A 14906-nucleotide genomic window follows, 5' to 3' on the forward strand; every position below is an offset into this window, starting at 1 on the left:
AGCCGATGCCATGGTCATAGCCGACAAAAGCCCCATGTGTTCGATCGATGGCATGGGTTTCGGTGAGCTTGCCGGGGAGGTGGGTGGAGTTGTTGTCGCTCTGGCGACAACAACTCCACCCACCTCGCTCGACGGATGCCTCCGGACGCGCCTCGCGTCCGGCATCACGGAGCACCGCGCCGTGTGCCGGGTCGTGTTCGCCGGTCGGCGGCGCGGGTAACCCTGCGGCGGACGGGTAACCGTCGCTGACCAGTCCGAGTACGCCCAGAGCAACCGCACGGGGGAGTGCCGCGCACATGGGCATTGGTAGTGGAATCTTCCTGATCGCGATCGGTGCGATCCTGACGTTCGCCATCCGGGCCAACGTCTGGTGGATCGACCTGCGGGCGGTCGGCTGGGTCTTCATCCTGGCCGGGCTGACCGTGCTGCTCACCACCCTCTGGTTCTGGCAGGACCGCCGCAAGCGGGCCCGGACCCTGATCGTGGAGGAGAACCGGCTCTCCCATCCGACCGCGATGATGCCGCCGCCTCCCGATCCGCCGCCGCCGACCGCGCCGCCGAGCTGATCCGTCCGCCGAGTCGAGCCGGCGTCACCCCGATGGGTGGCGTCGGCTCAGGCCCGGGTCAAAGCCCCTGTTCGGCTCGCGGGGACCCAGGGGACCGACCGGCCGCGTTGGGGATCAGCCCGGGTGCCGCTGTCATACCCGGGCCGATTCCCGCCTTGCCGAGCCGCCGCCTGGACTTCCGCCTGGGCTCGACCGAGGACTTCGACGCGGGGCCTAGCCGCGTGCGGTGTGCCGGACGTCGATCGGGGCCGTACCGCGCCCCAGCTCCGCCCAGGACACCGTGAGCCGATGCCGCACCAGGTCGCTGGTACGCAGCCCGTCCGGGTCGGCGCCCTGCGGATCGAGCGACTCGGACAGCAGCGAGATACCGGGGTTGTGGGCGATCAGCAGGACGGTGCCGATGGTCGGCTCGACCCGGCGCAGCAGTGTCAGGAGGTCCTCCGGGTGTGCCTCGTACGCATCCGGTTCGTAGCGGACGACCGGGAACGGACCGGCGGGTCCGCCCTCCGGCGGCGTACCGGTCATGCCCATCTCGACGTGGTGCCAGGTCTGCCGGGTCCGCAGCGCGGCGGAGCAGATCACCAGTTCCGGCAGGAGTCCGTGCCGGGCGAGCCAGGCACCGGCCGCCGCCGCGTCGGCCCGTCCCCGCGCGCTCAACGGCCGCTCGACGTCCGGACCGTCCGCCGTGGGTTGTTCGGCCTTGGCGTGCCGTAGCAGCACGAGCGTGCGTTGCTGTCCCGAGGCGTCCGTCATGCCACCAGCTTGCCCGATTGGCGATCTCCGTGCCGGGGTATGTCCCTCGATGCCGCAACCTCATCCATGGCCGCGGCGAAGTGGAATGCAGCTTCGAGCCGAGGAGACGACGACATGGGCATCGGTGGCAGTATCTTCCTGATCGCGCTGGGCGCGATCTTCGCGTTCGCCGTGGAGGCGGACCTCGGCTGGCTCAACCTGAGCGTCGTCGGCTGGGTGCTGATGCTCGCCGGTGTGGCCGGGCTGCTGGTCACCCTCTACTTCTGGAACTCGCGGCGTCGTCCGGTCGTCGCTCCGGTGCGTGAGGAGCGCGTGGTCGCCGAGCGCGCCGTACCGGTGCAGGACAACCGGGTGGTGCAGGAGTACCGCGAGGTGCGCCGACCCGACCCGATGGTCTGACCGTCCGAGAGACAACGGGGTGGCGGAACGATCCGCCACCCCGTTGTCGTGCTCGTCGTACCGTCTGCCGGTCGTCCTGCCGTCCGTGTTTCGCTTAGGCGAACAGTGCGAAGTAGATCGCGATGTGGTGACAGATCGCGGCGACCAGCGTGCAGGCGTGGAAGAACTCGTGATGACCGAAGACCGTGGGCCACGGGTTCGGCCGACGCAGCGCGTAGAAGACCGCCCCCACGGTGTAGATGCCACCGCCGACGGCGAGCAGCACCAGGGCGGTGACCCCGCCGTAGCGCAGGATGTCCGGCAGCATTCCCACGGACACCCAACCGAGCGCCAGGTAGAGCGGAGCGGAGAGCCATCGCGACGCGTGCGGCCAGATCAGCTTCAGCGCCACCCCACCCAGGGCCCCACCCCAGACCACCGAGAGCATGATCACGGCGGCGCGTGTCTCCAGCAGCAGAACGCAGAACGGTGTGTACGTACCGGCGATGAACAAAAAGATCATCGAGTGGTCCATCCGGCGCATCACCTGGTACCCGCGTGTCGACCACACTCGACGGTGATAGAGCGCGCTGGTGCCGAAGAGGCCGCAGACGGTGAGGCTGTAGACGGCGGTACTGATCAGGGGTGTCCAGCCGGGGCGGGCCGCGGCGATCGAGCAGAGCACGATGCCGCAGACCAGTGCGACGAAGAACGCGTACGTGTGCAGCCAGCCGCGCATCCGGGGTTTCCCGATGTCGACCGGCTTGAGCCGGGGGCGTGCTGAGGTGGTCACGGGATCAGGTTACGACACCGTAGGTTACCTTCGGGTAGTGCAACGCGTCACGCCGTCCGACCAGCAGCCGACACGCTGGTGGGCGACCGTCGGCCAGGATGGCGGCATGCGGATCAGACCGGTCGGCGCACACGCCCTCCTGCTCGACCTCACCCCACCGCCGACCCCCCGACCTGACGTCGACCAGACCTCGACCAGCGACCCCGGCAACGGTTCCCCGGCCGGTGGTGGGACGGTCGCCGGGCTGGTCGAGGCGTGGCGGGCCGAGCTGTGGCGTCGCCGCGAAGAGGGTGCCCTGGTCGCCGACGAGATTGTCCCGGCCGCCACGACCATCCTGGTCGACGGCGTGCCGGACCTGGAGGCAACCGCCACCCGCATAGCCGACTGGACTCCCACCCCCACCCCCACCCCCGCGCCCGACCTCGGCGCGGACCGCCCCACCTCACTCCGTCGATCATGGAGTTGTGGCTACGACAAAGAGTCATACAACGGGACAAATTCTCAACCACAACTCCATGATCGACGTGATGAGCCTGCGGTGGAGCACGAGGCTGCGGTGGACGTTGCGGCGTCGGGGGAGTCGGCGGGGGCCGGGACGGGGGGAAGGGCGGGGTGGGGCGGTGTCGGTGGGCTGGTCGAGGTGCCGGTGAGTTTTGACGGGGAGGATCTGCCCCGGGTCGCCGAGCTGTGGCGGGTGGATGTGTCGGCGGTGGTGCGTCGGCTGCGGGAGACCGAGTTCCGGGTGGCGTTCTGCGGCTTCGCGCCCGGCTTCGGGTACCTCACCGGGTTGCCCGCCGAACTGGCGGTGCCCCGGCTGGCCACCCCCCGTCCCCGGGTGCCGGCCGGTGCGGTCGGGCTGGCCGGGCCGTACGCCGGGATCTATCCGACCGCCTCGCCCGGCGGCTGGCTGCTGGTCGGACGGACCGGGCTGACCCTGTTCGACGTGACGGCCGATCCCCCCGCGCTGCTCACGCCCGGTACCCGCGTCCGGCTGGTGTCGGCGTGACCGGCGCAGCGGCCCATGACCCGCAGCGCACCCAGGCAGCAACCGTCGAGGCAGCAACGGTCGAGGCGGCGATCGTCGAGGTGGTGCGGGCCGGGGCGTTGACCACGGTGCAGGACCAGGGCCGCGTCGGCTGGGCCCATCTCGGGGTGCCGCGTGCCGGTGCGCTCGACCCGGCGGCGTTGCGGCTGGCCAACCGCCTGGTCGGCAATCCGGAGTCGGCGGCCGGACTGGAGATCACGCTGACCGGCTGCGACCTGCGGGTGAATCGGGCCACCACGGTCGCGGTGGTGGGTGCCGAGGCCGATGTGTGGGTCGGTACGCGGCCCGGCGACACCGGTCGCCCGCTGGCCGTACCAGGCGGGACGGTGCTCCGGATCGGTCCCGCCCGACGGGGCCTGCGCTGCTGGTTGGCGCTGGCCGGTGGTGTCGCGGTCGACCCGGTGCTGGGTAGCCGGTCCACGGACACGCTCGCCGGGCTCGGACCGGCACCACTGCGCGACGGCGACCTGCTGCCGCTGGGCGTCCAGCCGGGTCCGCCCGCGCCGGTCGACCTCACCGTGCCGCCGCCGTTCCCGGCGGAACTGCACCTGACGGTACGACTCGGCCCTCGGCAGGACTGGTTCACCCCGGTCGCGCTGGACCGGCTGCTCGGTACGGCGTACCAGGTGAGTCCGTTGAGCAACCGGGTCGGCGCGCGACTGTCCGGCGCGCCGCTGCCCCGCGCGGTGTCCGGTGAGCTGCCCAGCGAGGGCATCGTCCTCGGTGCGGTGCAGGTGCCGGCGGACGGCCAACCGCTGGTCTTCCTCGCCGACCATCCCACCACCGGCGGCTATCCGGTCATCGCGGTGGTGAACGACGTGACCCCGCTCGCGCAGGCCCGTCCAGGCACTACGGTCAGATTTCATGGACCTGAACGCTGACCTCGGTGAGGGATTCGGTATCTGGCCGCTCGGCGACGACGAGGCCCTGCTTGGTTTGATCACCTCCGCCAACGTCGCCTGCGGCTTCCACGCCGGGGACGCGCCCACGATGCGCCGGGTCTGCGCCACGGCGGCGCAGCGCGGCGTGGCGATCGGTGCGCAGGTCGGCTACCGGGACCTGGCCGGTTTCGGACGGCGGGCCATCGCGTACGAGTTCGCCGAGCTGCGCGACGAGGTGCTCTATCAGCTCGGGGCGCTCAACGCGTTCTGCCGGGCGTACCGCACCCGGGTCCGTTACCTCAAGCCGCACGGGGCGCTGTACCACGCGGCGGCGTGCGAGGAGATGCCGGCGGCGGCGATCGTCGCGGCGGTCGACGACTTCGACCGGGACCTGCCGCTGCTCTGCCCGCCCGGCTCGGTGCTGGCCCAGCTCGCCCAAGGTGCCGGGATGCGGGTGGTGGCCGAGGGGTTCGCCGACCGTAACTACCTGCCCAACGGTCGGCTGGTGCCGCGTACGTCGCCGGACGCGCTGGTCACCGACCCGCAGGAGGTGGCGAACCGGGCGGTGCGGATGGCCACCGAGCGGGCGGTGACGGCCGTGGACGGGAGCGCGATCCCGTGCGTCGTCGAGTCGATCTGCCTGCACGGTGACAGCCCGGGCGCGGTGGCCGCCGCAGAACTCGTCCGCGCCGCCCTGATCGACGCCGGGGTGACGCCGACGGCGTTCGGCTGAGCGGTGCCGAGCGGTGCTGACCGAGGTGAGGAGGGGTCCCCTGCTATACCGCAGGCGTTAGCAGGGGACCCTTCCTTTCACCTCAACGGTCAGCCGGCGTCCATGCCGCGCAGTACCAGCGGGAGACGGCTCCCACCATCGGGGACCACGCGTACCGGCACGCCCCAGTCCTGCCGGGTCAGGTGGCACGCCGCGTGCTCCACGTCCGCGTCGCAGGTCGCCGCCTGCGCGGTCACCTGGAGCACGCCGTTGGCCACCGCACCGTCGAGCACCAGGCGGCGGGACAGGTCGGTGCCGGTACCCGCCCCCTCCAGCAGCAGCTCCGGCGGCGAGGCGGAGACCACCAGCCGGGTCGACGGGCCGTACGTCTCGTCCAACTTCTGCCCCGGCGCCGGAGTGAAGACGACGTCCAGCACCACCTCCCCGGCGGCCAGGCCGGTCGGCTTGCGCTCGGTGCGGTGCCGGGGGCCGTCGACGGTGTCCGCCCCGGCCGCCGAGAGCGCACCCGGGGCCAACCGGGTGATCCGGTGCGCGGACGACTCCACCACCAGCACCGCCCCGTCGGGCATGAGCACCAGGTCGCTCGGCTCGCCGAGGTCGGCGGCCACCGTGGAGACCCGGTCGGTCGCCGGGTCGTAGCGGCGCACCGCGCCGTTGTAGGTGTCGGCGACCAGCACCGACCCGTCGGGCAGCGCGCAGACGCCGAGCGGGTGCTGGAGCAGCGCCTGCGCCGCCGGCCCGTCCACGTGGCCGAAGTCGAACAACCCCTGACCCACGGCGGTGCCCAGGACGCCGTTCTCGACGTACCGGACGGCGCTGGTCTCGCTGTCGGCCACCCAGAGGCGGGTGCCGTCGGCGGAGACCGAGAGCCCGGACGGCTGGGCCAGCCACGCCTCGGCCAACGGCCCGTCCCGCAGCGCCTCCACGGTGGTGCCGGCGTACATCCCGGCGGTGCGCTTGATCGGGTCGAACCACCAGAGCTGGTGGATGCCGGCCATGGCGATGACGATCCGGTCGTCGTACCAGGCGAGGTCCCAGGGCGAGGAGAGGTCGATCGAGAGCGCGTCGTGCGCGTGGCCGTCGACCGTGGAGCGCCACTGACGGCCGGTGCCGGCCACGGTGACCACCTCGCCGGTGGCCAGTCGTACGCCGCGGAGCAGGTGGTTGACGGTGTCGGCGACCACCAGGTCGTAACCGGCGACCTCGGCGACGTGCTCGGGCAGCAGGCACAGGCCCTGCGGCTCGGAGAAGGTGGCGGCCCCGGCCGGTCCGTCGACCCGACCCCGGCTGCCGGTGCCGACGGAGCGGACCACGGTCTCGCCGTCGTCGGCCAGCTCGACCACCCGGTGCCGGGCCGAGTCCGACACCAGCAGGCCGCCGCCGGGCAGGGCCACCGCCTTGCCGGGGAAGCGCAGCGTCGTCCGTGGCTCGGCCGGTGGCACGTACGGGCCGTCGCCCCGCCGCAGGGTGCCCTTCGCCTCGTGGGTGGCGACCAACTCGTCGATCAGCCGGGCCAGCCCCTCGGCGTGACCCTCACCGGCCATCGTGGCCACCACGTACCCCTCCGGGTCGACCACGGCGAGGGTCGGCCAGGCACGGGCCGCGTACTGCTGCCACATGTCCAGCTCGGGGTCGTCGAGCACCGGGTGGTGCACGCCGTACCGCTCGACGGCGGCGGCCAGGGCTTCCGGGTCCTTCTCGTGCTCGAACTTGGGTGAGTGCACACCGATCACGACGAGGACGTCGGCGTACTTCTCTTCGAGCGGGCGCAGTTCGTCGAGTACGTGCAGGCAGTTGATGCAGCAGAAGGTCCAGAAGTCCAGGACCGCTACGCGACCCCGCAGATCCGTTAAACGCAGGTCCTTGCCGCCGGTGTTCAACCAGGCCCGGCCCCGGAGCTCGGGTGCCCGTACGCGTGCACTCATGCGTCCCATCGTGCCCTACCGGCGGGCACGGACCGGCCGGACCTCGGTGTCCGCGCCTGCGTGCACGAACATCGGGGGGGGGGGGGGGGGGCCCGGGCCCCCCCCCCCCGCGCCCCGGGGGGGGGGGGGGGGCGGCGTGAGGCGCTGGGACCGGGGTGGGCCCTCCCCCCCGCGCGCCCCCCGCGGCCTCGCCCGGGGGGGGGGGGGGGGGGCCGCGCGGGGGGGGGGGGGGCGGCGCCCCCCCCCGGGGGGGGGGGGCCCGGCCCCCCCCCCCCCCCCCCCGATGTGACGCGTCAGCTCTCGGTCGCCGGCTTCAGGCAGAGGAACGGGTTCGACGAGACGCCCCGGAGCTCCACCAGCGGCATCGCCGGGTCGGGGCAGCTATCCCGGGTCTCGACCTTGGACACCACGGTGAAGGCGTCGGTCTCGTCACAGTTGGCGGACACCGCGCTGTTGCCGGACCGCTTGACGCAGGACCCGACCGCTGGGTCGAAGGTGCCTGCCTCGTTCGATCCGCCGATCTTGCCGAGAAGCAGCAGCAGGCCGAGCGGGATGGCCAGGATGAGCACTGCGGCGACCAACACTGCGGCGAGGACCCGACCGTTGCGGACCTTCGGCGCCGGGGCCTCCGGAGCCGGTTCGGCGACCGGCTTGAAGGAGTCGAAGCGACCCTGTTCCGGGTCGGACGGCCCAGAACCGACGCCCGCGTTCGCGCCCCACGGCGGCGGCGACTGCCCCGGCGGCGGGAACGCGGCGGTGTGGTCGGCGCCCGGCTCGGGACGCTTGGCACCGTAGGTGCCGCCCGGACGTTCGGACGGACCACCGAACGGCTCACCACCCGCAGCGCCGAAGCGGTCGCCGCCGGACGAACCACCGAACGGCTCACCGCCCGGAGCCCCGAAGCGGTCGCCGCCGGGCGGCCCGCCGAAGGGGTCGTTGCCCGCACCGCCGAAGCGGTCACCGGGTGCGCCGCCGAAGGACGGGGCGGTGCCCGGAGCGCCGAACGGGTCGCCGCCGGGCGGACCGCCGAATCGGTCGCCGCCGGGCTGGCCGCCGAACGGGTCGGCGGGGCGCTCCGGCTCCGGGTGCGGCTTGGTGCCGTTGACCGGGCGGTTGGTCGGCGGCGAGTCGGCGAAGGAGGGCATCCCGGCCGGGAAGGCCGGAGCCGCCACCGGGGAGCCGGGAGCCGCCGACCCGGAGTAGGTGCCCGGCCCACCGTGCGGCGGCTCGCGGTCGGTGAAGTGCGGTTCCGGGCTCTGGTCGAATCGGGGTACCGGCGGCTCGTCCCGCTCCGGGCCGGATTCTCCGGACTCCGAGCGGGTGGGGCGACCGTACACCCGCGACTGCGCGGCGGGCGGCCCGGCGGGGTGTGCCGGGTGGTCGGCGGGCGGCGTCACCCGGCTGGCCAGTGGCACCGACGCGCTCGCGGAGACCCCACCGGCGGCGGCCGTCGGCGGGACGGCCCGACCGGCCTCGGGGCTGGTGCGTGGCGCGGGGATGACCGGGGCCGACGCCTGCGGGTCGTCGTGCCGTTGCTCGGGCTGGCCCCAGGCGACGCCGCCGCCCGGCTGGTCGCCGGGCCCGGCCTGGTCGGAGCCGTACGCCGCCGGCTGGCCGTAGTCGGCAGGCGGTGCGGAGGCCAGGCTGGCCCCGGGTACCCGCTGCTCCTGTGGCGGCAACGGCACCTTGTTGCTCGGCAGGATGCCGGGGGCGGGCGCGGGCTGGTAGATCGGGGCGTCTCCGGCCCGACCCGCCGAGGGGTCGACGTCGGCCTGGCCGGAGCCGGTCTCCGCCGCGCCGCTGTTGCCCCACGCCTCGCCGGGCGCCCACGGCTCCACGTTGGTCAGTCCGGGCCGGTCGGCGGCGGTACGCGAGGGCAGCGGCTCTCCGCCGGGTGCCCAGGTCGGGGGCGGAGCGGCGTCGGTGGGCCGGGCCGCCCCGGTGGCGGGCTCGGACGGGGCCCACGCCGGGGCGGACTGATCCTGGGGCGGCGTCGCCCACTGCGGCCGCTCCTCGGCTGCCGCACGGGCGTTCGCCCAGTCGGCCGGCGGGTCCGGCTGCGGGGTGGCCCAGTCGGGCTGCGGCGGGCGGTCACCGCTCTGCTGCCAGCTCTCGGGCTGCTGGTCGCCGGGCCAGCCGGGGGTGGGCTCGCGCTGCTGGCCGGTGGCCCAGGCGGGCTGCTCCTGCTGCTCGGGCTGCCATGCGCCGGGTCGGCCCGGCTCGTCGGTGCCGGGCTGGTGCGGTGCCGGGTTGGGCGGCGGCACCTGCGCGGTGGCCCGTGCCGGCGACTCGGTCGGGGCCCACTCGGGCTGGGCCGGCTCGGGCGGGGACGCCGTGGCGGCCCAACCGGGGGTGTGATCGTCGCCTCGCGGCGCGGTGGCCCACTCCGGCTGCTGGCCGGCACCCCAACCGTTGGCCGGGCCGGAGGTCGGCTGGCCGGAGGTCGGTTGCGCGGTGGCCCAGTCGGGCTGGCCGGACGTGGGCTGGTGCGGCGTCCACTCCGGCTGCTGCGGGGCGTCCGATGTGGGGGCACCCCACGCCGGGTTCTGCTGGCCGCCGGTGGCCCAGGCGGGCTGCTCCGGAGTGGACTGCGCCGGTGGCGTCGCCCAGGCCGGTGGGGCCTGGTCGGCCTGGCCCGGCCACTGCTGCTGAGCCTGGTCCCAGTTGCCGGGGGGCGGGGCGTCCGCCTGTCGCGTCGCCTGCGCGCTGCCCCACTGGGCACCCTGCTGGTTCGCCCAGGAGGGTGCGGGTGCGTCGGGTCGCGCGGGCGGCGGGGGAGCCCAGCCGAGGTCGGGGGCGCTTGCGCCGTACCCGCCGTCCGGCTGAGCCGATCGGTCGCCGTATGGCACCGGTCCGCCGCCCGGCGGCACCTCGTCCGGCTCCTGGCCGGGGCGGTGCGGGCCCTCGGACGTCATGTGTGCGCCTCCTCCATCACATGTCGGCCGCCGTCGCCGATGGTCTCGGCAGGGCAGCCGGCGGTGCCGGCGTACCGGCCGTGCCGGCTCCCCGCACCGTATCCCGGTGGCCGCCGATGGGCTCGCGGGGAGCGTTCGTCGTCACCGTCCGTCGTCGATCGGTGTCGAGGTGCTTCTATCGCCTCGACCTCTCTCGGCCGTGGACGACGACCGTGCCCCACCGTACCGGGCGGTGCGGCGGGGCGGTATCCCGGTGTCAATGGCCGGTCGAACGCCGACGACCCGCCCGGGGCACCCGGGCGGGTCGTCGATCTGGAGGAGGTGATTAACGTCGTGTTGCGTCAGTGCATGTGACGCTGGGCGATGACGAGGATCTCGTCACGGACCGCCGGCGAGTTCGCGGAGCGCAGGGCCCGTTCGATGGCGCGGGCGCGGCGGCTGGCGTCGCGGCGGCTGCGGATTCGCTCGATCATGCTCATGGGGGTTCTCCTCCTGCTATTCGGTTGTCGGCCCCTCGATGTCTCTATTGAACCGCAAGCAGGGCGGAACATCCAGCGATTATTAGGTGAGCTGAGCCACCAGCCTACGAATCTTAGGTCTACTGCCATCGGTGAAGAAGGTTTCGTCATCCAACGGCAACGGCCGGTGTGTCGGGCGTCCACCCGTGCACACCGACCGTCGTGGGACCGTCAGGTCCAGGCGAGCAGCGCCGCCTCCGGATCGGCGAGGAAGTCGCCGATGTCGCGCAGGAACTTCGAGCCCAGCTCACCGTCGATGATGCGGTGATCGAAGGAGAGGCCGAGCGTGGTGACCATGCGCGGCTTCACCTTGCCCTTGTGCACCCAGGGCATCTGCCGGACCGCGCCGAAGGCCAGGATCGCCGACTCGCCCGGCGGCAGGATCGGCGTACCGGTGTCCACCCCGAACACTCCGACGTTGGTGATGGTCAGGGTGCCACCGGACATGTCGGCCGGCGAGGTCTTCCCGGCCTTGGCGGTCTGCACCAGGTCGGTCAACGCGTCGGCCAACTCGCGCAGCGTGAGTCGACCGGCGTCCTTGACGTTCGGCACGATCAGGCCCCGCTCGGTGGCCGCCGCGATACCGAGGTTGACGTACTCCTTGACGACGATCTCGTCACCGGCCCACGTCGAGTTGACCATCGGGTGACGCTGGACCGCCAGCAGCACCGCCTTGGCGACCAGCAGCAACGGCGAGACGCGTACGTCCCGCCACTCCCGCCGTCCGCGCAGCCGGTCCAGCGCCTTCATCGTCCGGGTCACGTCCACGGTCAGGAACTCCGTGACGTGCGGGGCGGTGAAGGCGGAGCGGGACATGTTCTCGGCGGTGAGCTTGCGTACCCCCTTGACCGGGATGCGCTGCTCGCGGTCGGCGCCGAAGCTGGCTGCCGCCGTCTGCGAGGCGGTGACCGTGAGCGGCTCGGCGGCGGCCGGTGCGGCGGCCCGCTGCACGTCCTCCCGGGTGATCGAGCCCGACGGCCCGGACCCGGTCAGCGTGCCCAGGTCGACACCGAGGTCCTTGGCGAGCTTGCGCACCGGCGGCTTGGCCAACACCGCGCCCGCCAGCGCCCGACCGTTGCCGTTCACCGCAGGCGCGACCGGAGCCGCCACGGGCGTCACCGACGCAGGCGCAGGTGTGACCGGTGCGGCGGTGGCCTGCGCCGGGACGCCGCCCTTGCGGGGACGGCGCTTGGCCGTGGTGGTCCGTGGGCCGTATCCGACCAGGACGGCGGTGCGGCCACCCGGTGCCGGGCCGCCGATCAGACCCGGCTCCACCGCGCCCTCGGCCGGTGCCACCTCGACGGCGGCCAGCGAGGCCGCCGAGGGGGTGGGCAGGTCACCGGCGGGCGCACCGGTCGTCGAGGACTCGACCGGTCCGGCGCCCGGGTCGGTGTCGATCGCGATGATCGGCGTACCGACCTCGACCGTGGTGCCCTCCGGGTGGAAGATCGCGTGTACCTGACCGGCCCACTTCGCCGGGATCTCCACCGCCGCCTTGGCGGTCTCCACCTCGACGATCGGCTGGTTCAGCTCGATGGTGTCGCCCACCTTGACCAGCCAGCCGAGGATCTCGCCCTCGGTCAGGCCCTCGCCCAGGTCGGGCAGGTTGAACTCCTTGATCCGGGACATGCCGCTCACCAGCCGAAGGAGCGGTCGACGGCGTCGAGCACCCGGTCGAGGTCGGGCAGGTACTCCTCCTCCACCCGGGCTGCCGGGTAGGGGGTGTCGAAGCCGGTCACCCGCAGCACCGGGGACTCCAGTGAGTAGAAGCACTCCTCGGTGATCCGGGCCGCGATCTCCGCGCCGAGGCCCACGTTGGACGGTGCCTCGTGCACCACCACCGCGCGACCGGTGCGCCGCACCGACTCGTAGACCACGCCGAGGTCCAGCGGGGAGAGTGTGCGCAGGTCGATGACCTCCAGCTCGCGGCCGTCCTCGGCGGCGGCGGTCGCCGCGTCCAGGCAGGTCCGCACCATCGGGCCGTACGCGAGCAGGGTGACGTCGCTGCCGCCCCGCACCACCCGAGCCGAGTGCAGCGGGTACGCCTCGGAGAGCGGGGCGTCCAGGTCGACCTGGCCCTTCTCCCAGTAGCGCCGCTTCGGCTCCAGGAACACGATCGGATCGTCCGAGGCGATCGCCTGCTGGATCATCACGTACGCGTCCTGCGGGCTGGCGCAGGAGACGACCTTGAGCCCGGCGGTGTGCGCGAAGTACGCCTCGGGGGACTCCGAGTGGTGCTCCACCGCGCCGATGCCGCCGCCGAACGGGATCCGGATCACCATCGGGATGTTCAGCTTGCCGCGCGAGCGGTAGTGCATCTTCGCCACCTGCGACACGATCTGGTCGTACGCCGGGTAGACGAAGCCGTCGAACTGGATCTCGCAGACCGGGCGGTAGCCGCGGATGGCCAGCCCGACGGCGGTGCCGATGATGCCCGACTCGGCGAGCGGGGTGTCGATGACCCGCTGGTCACCGAAGTCCTTCTGCAACCCGTCGGTGATCCGGAAGACACCGCCGAGCTTGCCGACGTCCTCGCCCATGATGACGACCTTCGGATCGTTCTCCAGGGCGCGGCGCAGACCGGTGTTGAGAGCCTTGCCGAGGGTGAGCGTCTCCGTGGCCATCAGTGCGCGCTCCCCTCGAACGACTCCAGGTACCGGCTGAACTCCGTACGCTGCGCGTCCAGCAGCGGCGACCCGTTGGGGTAGACGTGGTCGAAGAGCGTGGTGGGCTCCGGGTCCGGCATGGCCAGCACCCGCTCCCGCAGGTCCACGGCCTCGCGCCGGGCCTGCTCGTCGACCTCGGTGAAGAAGCCGTCGTCGGCGATCTTCTCGCGCTCCAGGAACGCCTTCACCCGGGCGATCGGGTCCTTGGCCTGCCAGGCCTCGACCTCGCTGGCGATCCGGTAGCGGGTCGGGTCGTCGGAGGTGGTGTGCGCCCCCATCCGGTACGTGTACGCCTCGATCAGGCTCGGGCCCTGCCCGTGCCGGGCGTTGTCCAGCGCGTGCCGGGTCACCGCGTAGGTGGCCAGCACGTCGTTGCCGTCGACCCGGATGCCGGGGAAGCCGAAACCGGCGGCGCGTCGGTACAGGGGGATGCGGGTCTGCCGCTCCAGCGGCTCGGAGATGGCGTACTGGTTGTTCTGGCAGAAGAACACCAGCGGGGCGTTGAACACGCCGGCCCAGACGAACGACTCGTTGACGTCGCCCTGGCTGGTGGCACCGTCACCGAAGTACGCGATGACGGCCTCGCCGTCGTCGGTGCCGGTCTTGCCGTCCATCGCGACGCCCATGGCGTACCCGGTCGCGTGCAGGGTCTGTGCCCCGATGACGATCGTGTACATGTTGAACTTGAACTCGTTCGGATCCCAACCGCCCTGGTCGACCCCGCGGAACAGGCTCAGCGGCATGATCGGGTCGATGCCCCGGCAGTAGAGCACGCCGTGTTCGCGGTAGGTGGGGAACGCCATGTCCTGGGTCCGCAGTGCCCGGCCGGAACCGACCTGGGCAGCCTCCTGGCCGAGCAGGCTCGCCCAGATGCCCAGCTCGCCCTGCCGTTGCAGGGCCGTCGCCTCGGCGTCCAGCTTCCGCACCAGCACGAGGTCGCGATAGAGGCCGCGGTACTCCTCGTCGGTGAAGTCGACGCGGTACTCGACGCCGTCCGGGCCGGTCACGCTGTCGACGCGCGCACCCTCGGGGGTGAGCAGTTGTACGAGTTCCGGGTCGCCGGTCGCGGCTTTCCTGGATCGGGGTGCGGCTCGCCGGCCGCGGGGGCCGGCCCCGGGGTCGCCCTTTGCCATCCGTCTCTCCCTGTCGTGTCTGCGTCGGCACCGGGGGGTCACCCGGCCGCGCGACTCGTGCGCCCGCCCCGGCTGGTGCCGGGATCGGTTCCTGGCGGCCACGCATAGCCCCGGTGGGGGTTGCCGCGTGGCCAGAGCCGGATTCTTGGCTGAACCCGGTTCGGGAGCGCCGGTGCCCAGTCGCGCCTGCCGCGTGGGTGCGCGGAGGTCGCGGCTGCGCTGCCGTCGTGGCTCCATATTCGCATCAGAGGTGAGCCGTCCCACACTCCACCTGCCCCGCGTCCCAGGACGGGCCCACTTCGTTACCTGAAATACCGGAGTGCCGGGTCGAACGACGCGCGACCGATCCGGTGATGGTTTGCCACCATTCGGCCAGATAAGCGTGTCGACACGCGGTGTGGGGTTGGCCGACGCAGAGTCACTGAACCACGCTGATCGCGCGGGCCCCGAACCAGCTCAGGCGGTCCCGTCGGGACCGCGTCGGCGGCTCCGGTCAGGGTCGACGACGAGGAGTGTGTGGTGTCCGAACCAGGTGAGGGTCCCGGGGGGCCGATCCTCGGCCGGCACCGGGTGCCCGGCGGCTACCGCCGGGTGGTGGGG

Annotated in this window: 13 protein-coding genes; 5 read left to right on the forward strand and 8 right to left on the reverse strand. The window is 72.9% G+C overall.

What is annotated here, in order from left to right; all coding sequences use genetic code 11:
- Nucleotides 1-296: 296 nt before the first annotated feature.
- Nucleotides 297-566 carry a DUF6458 family protein gene (locus ACIBMZ_RS21810; protein WP_131051717.1) on the forward strand — a complete coding sequence of 90 codons (270 nt, stop codon included), beginning with the start codon at nucleotides 297-299 and terminating at the stop codon, nucleotides 564-566.
- Nucleotides 567-779: 213 nt separating this feature from the next.
- Here ACIBMZ_RS21810 and ACIBMZ_RS21815 read toward each other — a convergent pair whose 3' ends face one another.
- Complete coding sequence (locus ACIBMZ_RS21815) at nucleotides 780-1319, reverse strand: SixA phosphatase family protein (RefSeq protein ID WP_396696523.1); 540 nt, start codon at nucleotides 1317-1319, stop codon at nucleotides 780-782.
- 114 nt (nucleotides 1320-1433) lie between these two features.
- Here ACIBMZ_RS21815 and ACIBMZ_RS21820 point away from each other — a divergent pair, with 114 nt between their 5' ends.
- Entirely contained in the window at nucleotides 1434-1718 is a 285-nt protein-coding gene (locus tag ACIBMZ_RS21820) for a DUF6458 family protein (RefSeq protein ID WP_131051719.1), read from the forward strand.
- Between the two features lie 94 nt (nucleotides 1719-1812).
- Here ACIBMZ_RS21820 and ACIBMZ_RS21825 read toward each other — a convergent pair whose 3' ends face one another.
- The gene (locus ACIBMZ_RS21825) at nucleotides 1813-2490 is read right to left on the reverse strand and encodes a hemolysin III family protein (RefSeq protein ID WP_396696525.1); all 678 of its coding nucleotides are present in this window, start codon (nucleotides 2488-2490) and stop codon (nucleotides 1813-1815) included.
- Nucleotides 2491-2596: 106 nt separating this feature from the next.
- On the opposite strand from ACIBMZ_RS21825, the gene ACIBMZ_RS21830 reads away from it, so the two are divergent.
- The 3 genes from ACIBMZ_RS21830 (at nucleotide 2597) to ACIBMZ_RS21840 (ending at nucleotide 5149) form a co-directional block, all read left to right on the forward strand.
- Entirely contained in the window at nucleotides 2597-3496 is a 900-nt protein-coding gene (locus ACIBMZ_RS21830) for an allophanate hydrolase subunit 1 (protein ID WP_396696527.1), read from the forward strand.
- A gap of 71 nt (nucleotides 3497-3567) precedes the next feature.
- Nucleotides 3568-4416, forward strand: coding sequence for a biotin-dependent carboxyltransferase family protein (locus tag ACIBMZ_RS21835; RefSeq protein WP_396696652.1), 849 nt, complete (start codon nucleotides 3568-3570; stop codon nucleotides 4414-4416).
- Nucleotides 4400-5149, forward strand: coding sequence for a LamB/YcsF family protein (locus tag ACIBMZ_RS21840; RefSeq protein WP_396696529.1), 750 nt, complete (start codon nucleotides 4400-4402; stop codon nucleotides 5147-5149). Before ACIBMZ_RS21835 ends, ACIBMZ_RS21840 begins: the two co-directional genes overlap by 17 nt.
- Nucleotides 5150-5238: 89 nt before the next feature.
- Here ACIBMZ_RS21840 and ACIBMZ_RS21845 read toward each other — a convergent pair whose 3' ends face one another.
- From ACIBMZ_RS21845 to pdhA, 6 genes are all read right to left on the reverse strand, one after another.
- Nucleotides 5239-7074, reverse strand: a complete 1836-nt coding sequence (locus ACIBMZ_RS21845) for an NHL domain-containing thioredoxin family protein (protein WP_396696531.1) — start codon at nucleotides 7072-7074, stop codon at nucleotides 5239-5241.
- A gap of 293 nt (nucleotides 7075-7367) precedes the next feature.
- Nucleotides 7368-9989 (reverse strand): hypothetical protein, encoded by a 2622-nt coding sequence (locus ACIBMZ_RS21850; protein WP_396696533.1) that lies wholly within the window; start codon nucleotides 9987-9989, stop codon nucleotides 7368-7370.
- A gap of 341 nt (nucleotides 9990-10330) precedes the next feature.
- The gene (locus ACIBMZ_RS21855) at nucleotides 10331-10468 is read right to left on the reverse strand and encodes a hypothetical protein (protein ID WP_162854370.1); all 138 of its coding nucleotides are present in this window, start codon (nucleotides 10466-10468) and stop codon (nucleotides 10331-10333) included.
- 210 nt (nucleotides 10469-10678) lie between these two features.
- The gene (locus tag ACIBMZ_RS21860) at nucleotides 10679-12136 is read right to left on the reverse strand and encodes a dihydrolipoamide acetyltransferase family protein (protein WP_396696654.1); all 1458 of its coding nucleotides are present in this window, start codon (nucleotides 12134-12136) and stop codon (nucleotides 10679-10681) included.
- A 5-nt stretch (nucleotides 12137-12141) separates the two neighbouring features.
- Nucleotides 12142-13131: an alpha-ketoacid dehydrogenase subunit beta gene (locus ACIBMZ_RS21865; RefSeq protein ID WP_396696535.1), complete on the reverse strand. Its 990-nt coding sequence runs from the start codon at nucleotides 13129-13131 to the stop codon at nucleotides 12142-12144.
- Entirely contained in the window at nucleotides 13131-14306 is a 1176-nt protein-coding gene (pdhA, locus tag ACIBMZ_RS21870; RefSeq protein ID WP_396696537.1) for a pyruvate dehydrogenase (acetyl-transferring) E1 component subunit alpha, read from the reverse strand. The genes ACIBMZ_RS21865 and pdhA overlap by 1 nt, the downstream gene beginning before the upstream one ends.
- Nucleotides 14307-14906: the final 600 nt, after the last annotated feature.

The sequence above is a fragment of the Micromonospora sp. NPDC049900 genome, assembly GCF_044461025.1.
In the GTDB taxonomy this organism is placed as follows: Bacteria; Actinomycetota; Actinomycetes; order Mycobacteriales; family Micromonosporaceae; genus Micromonospora.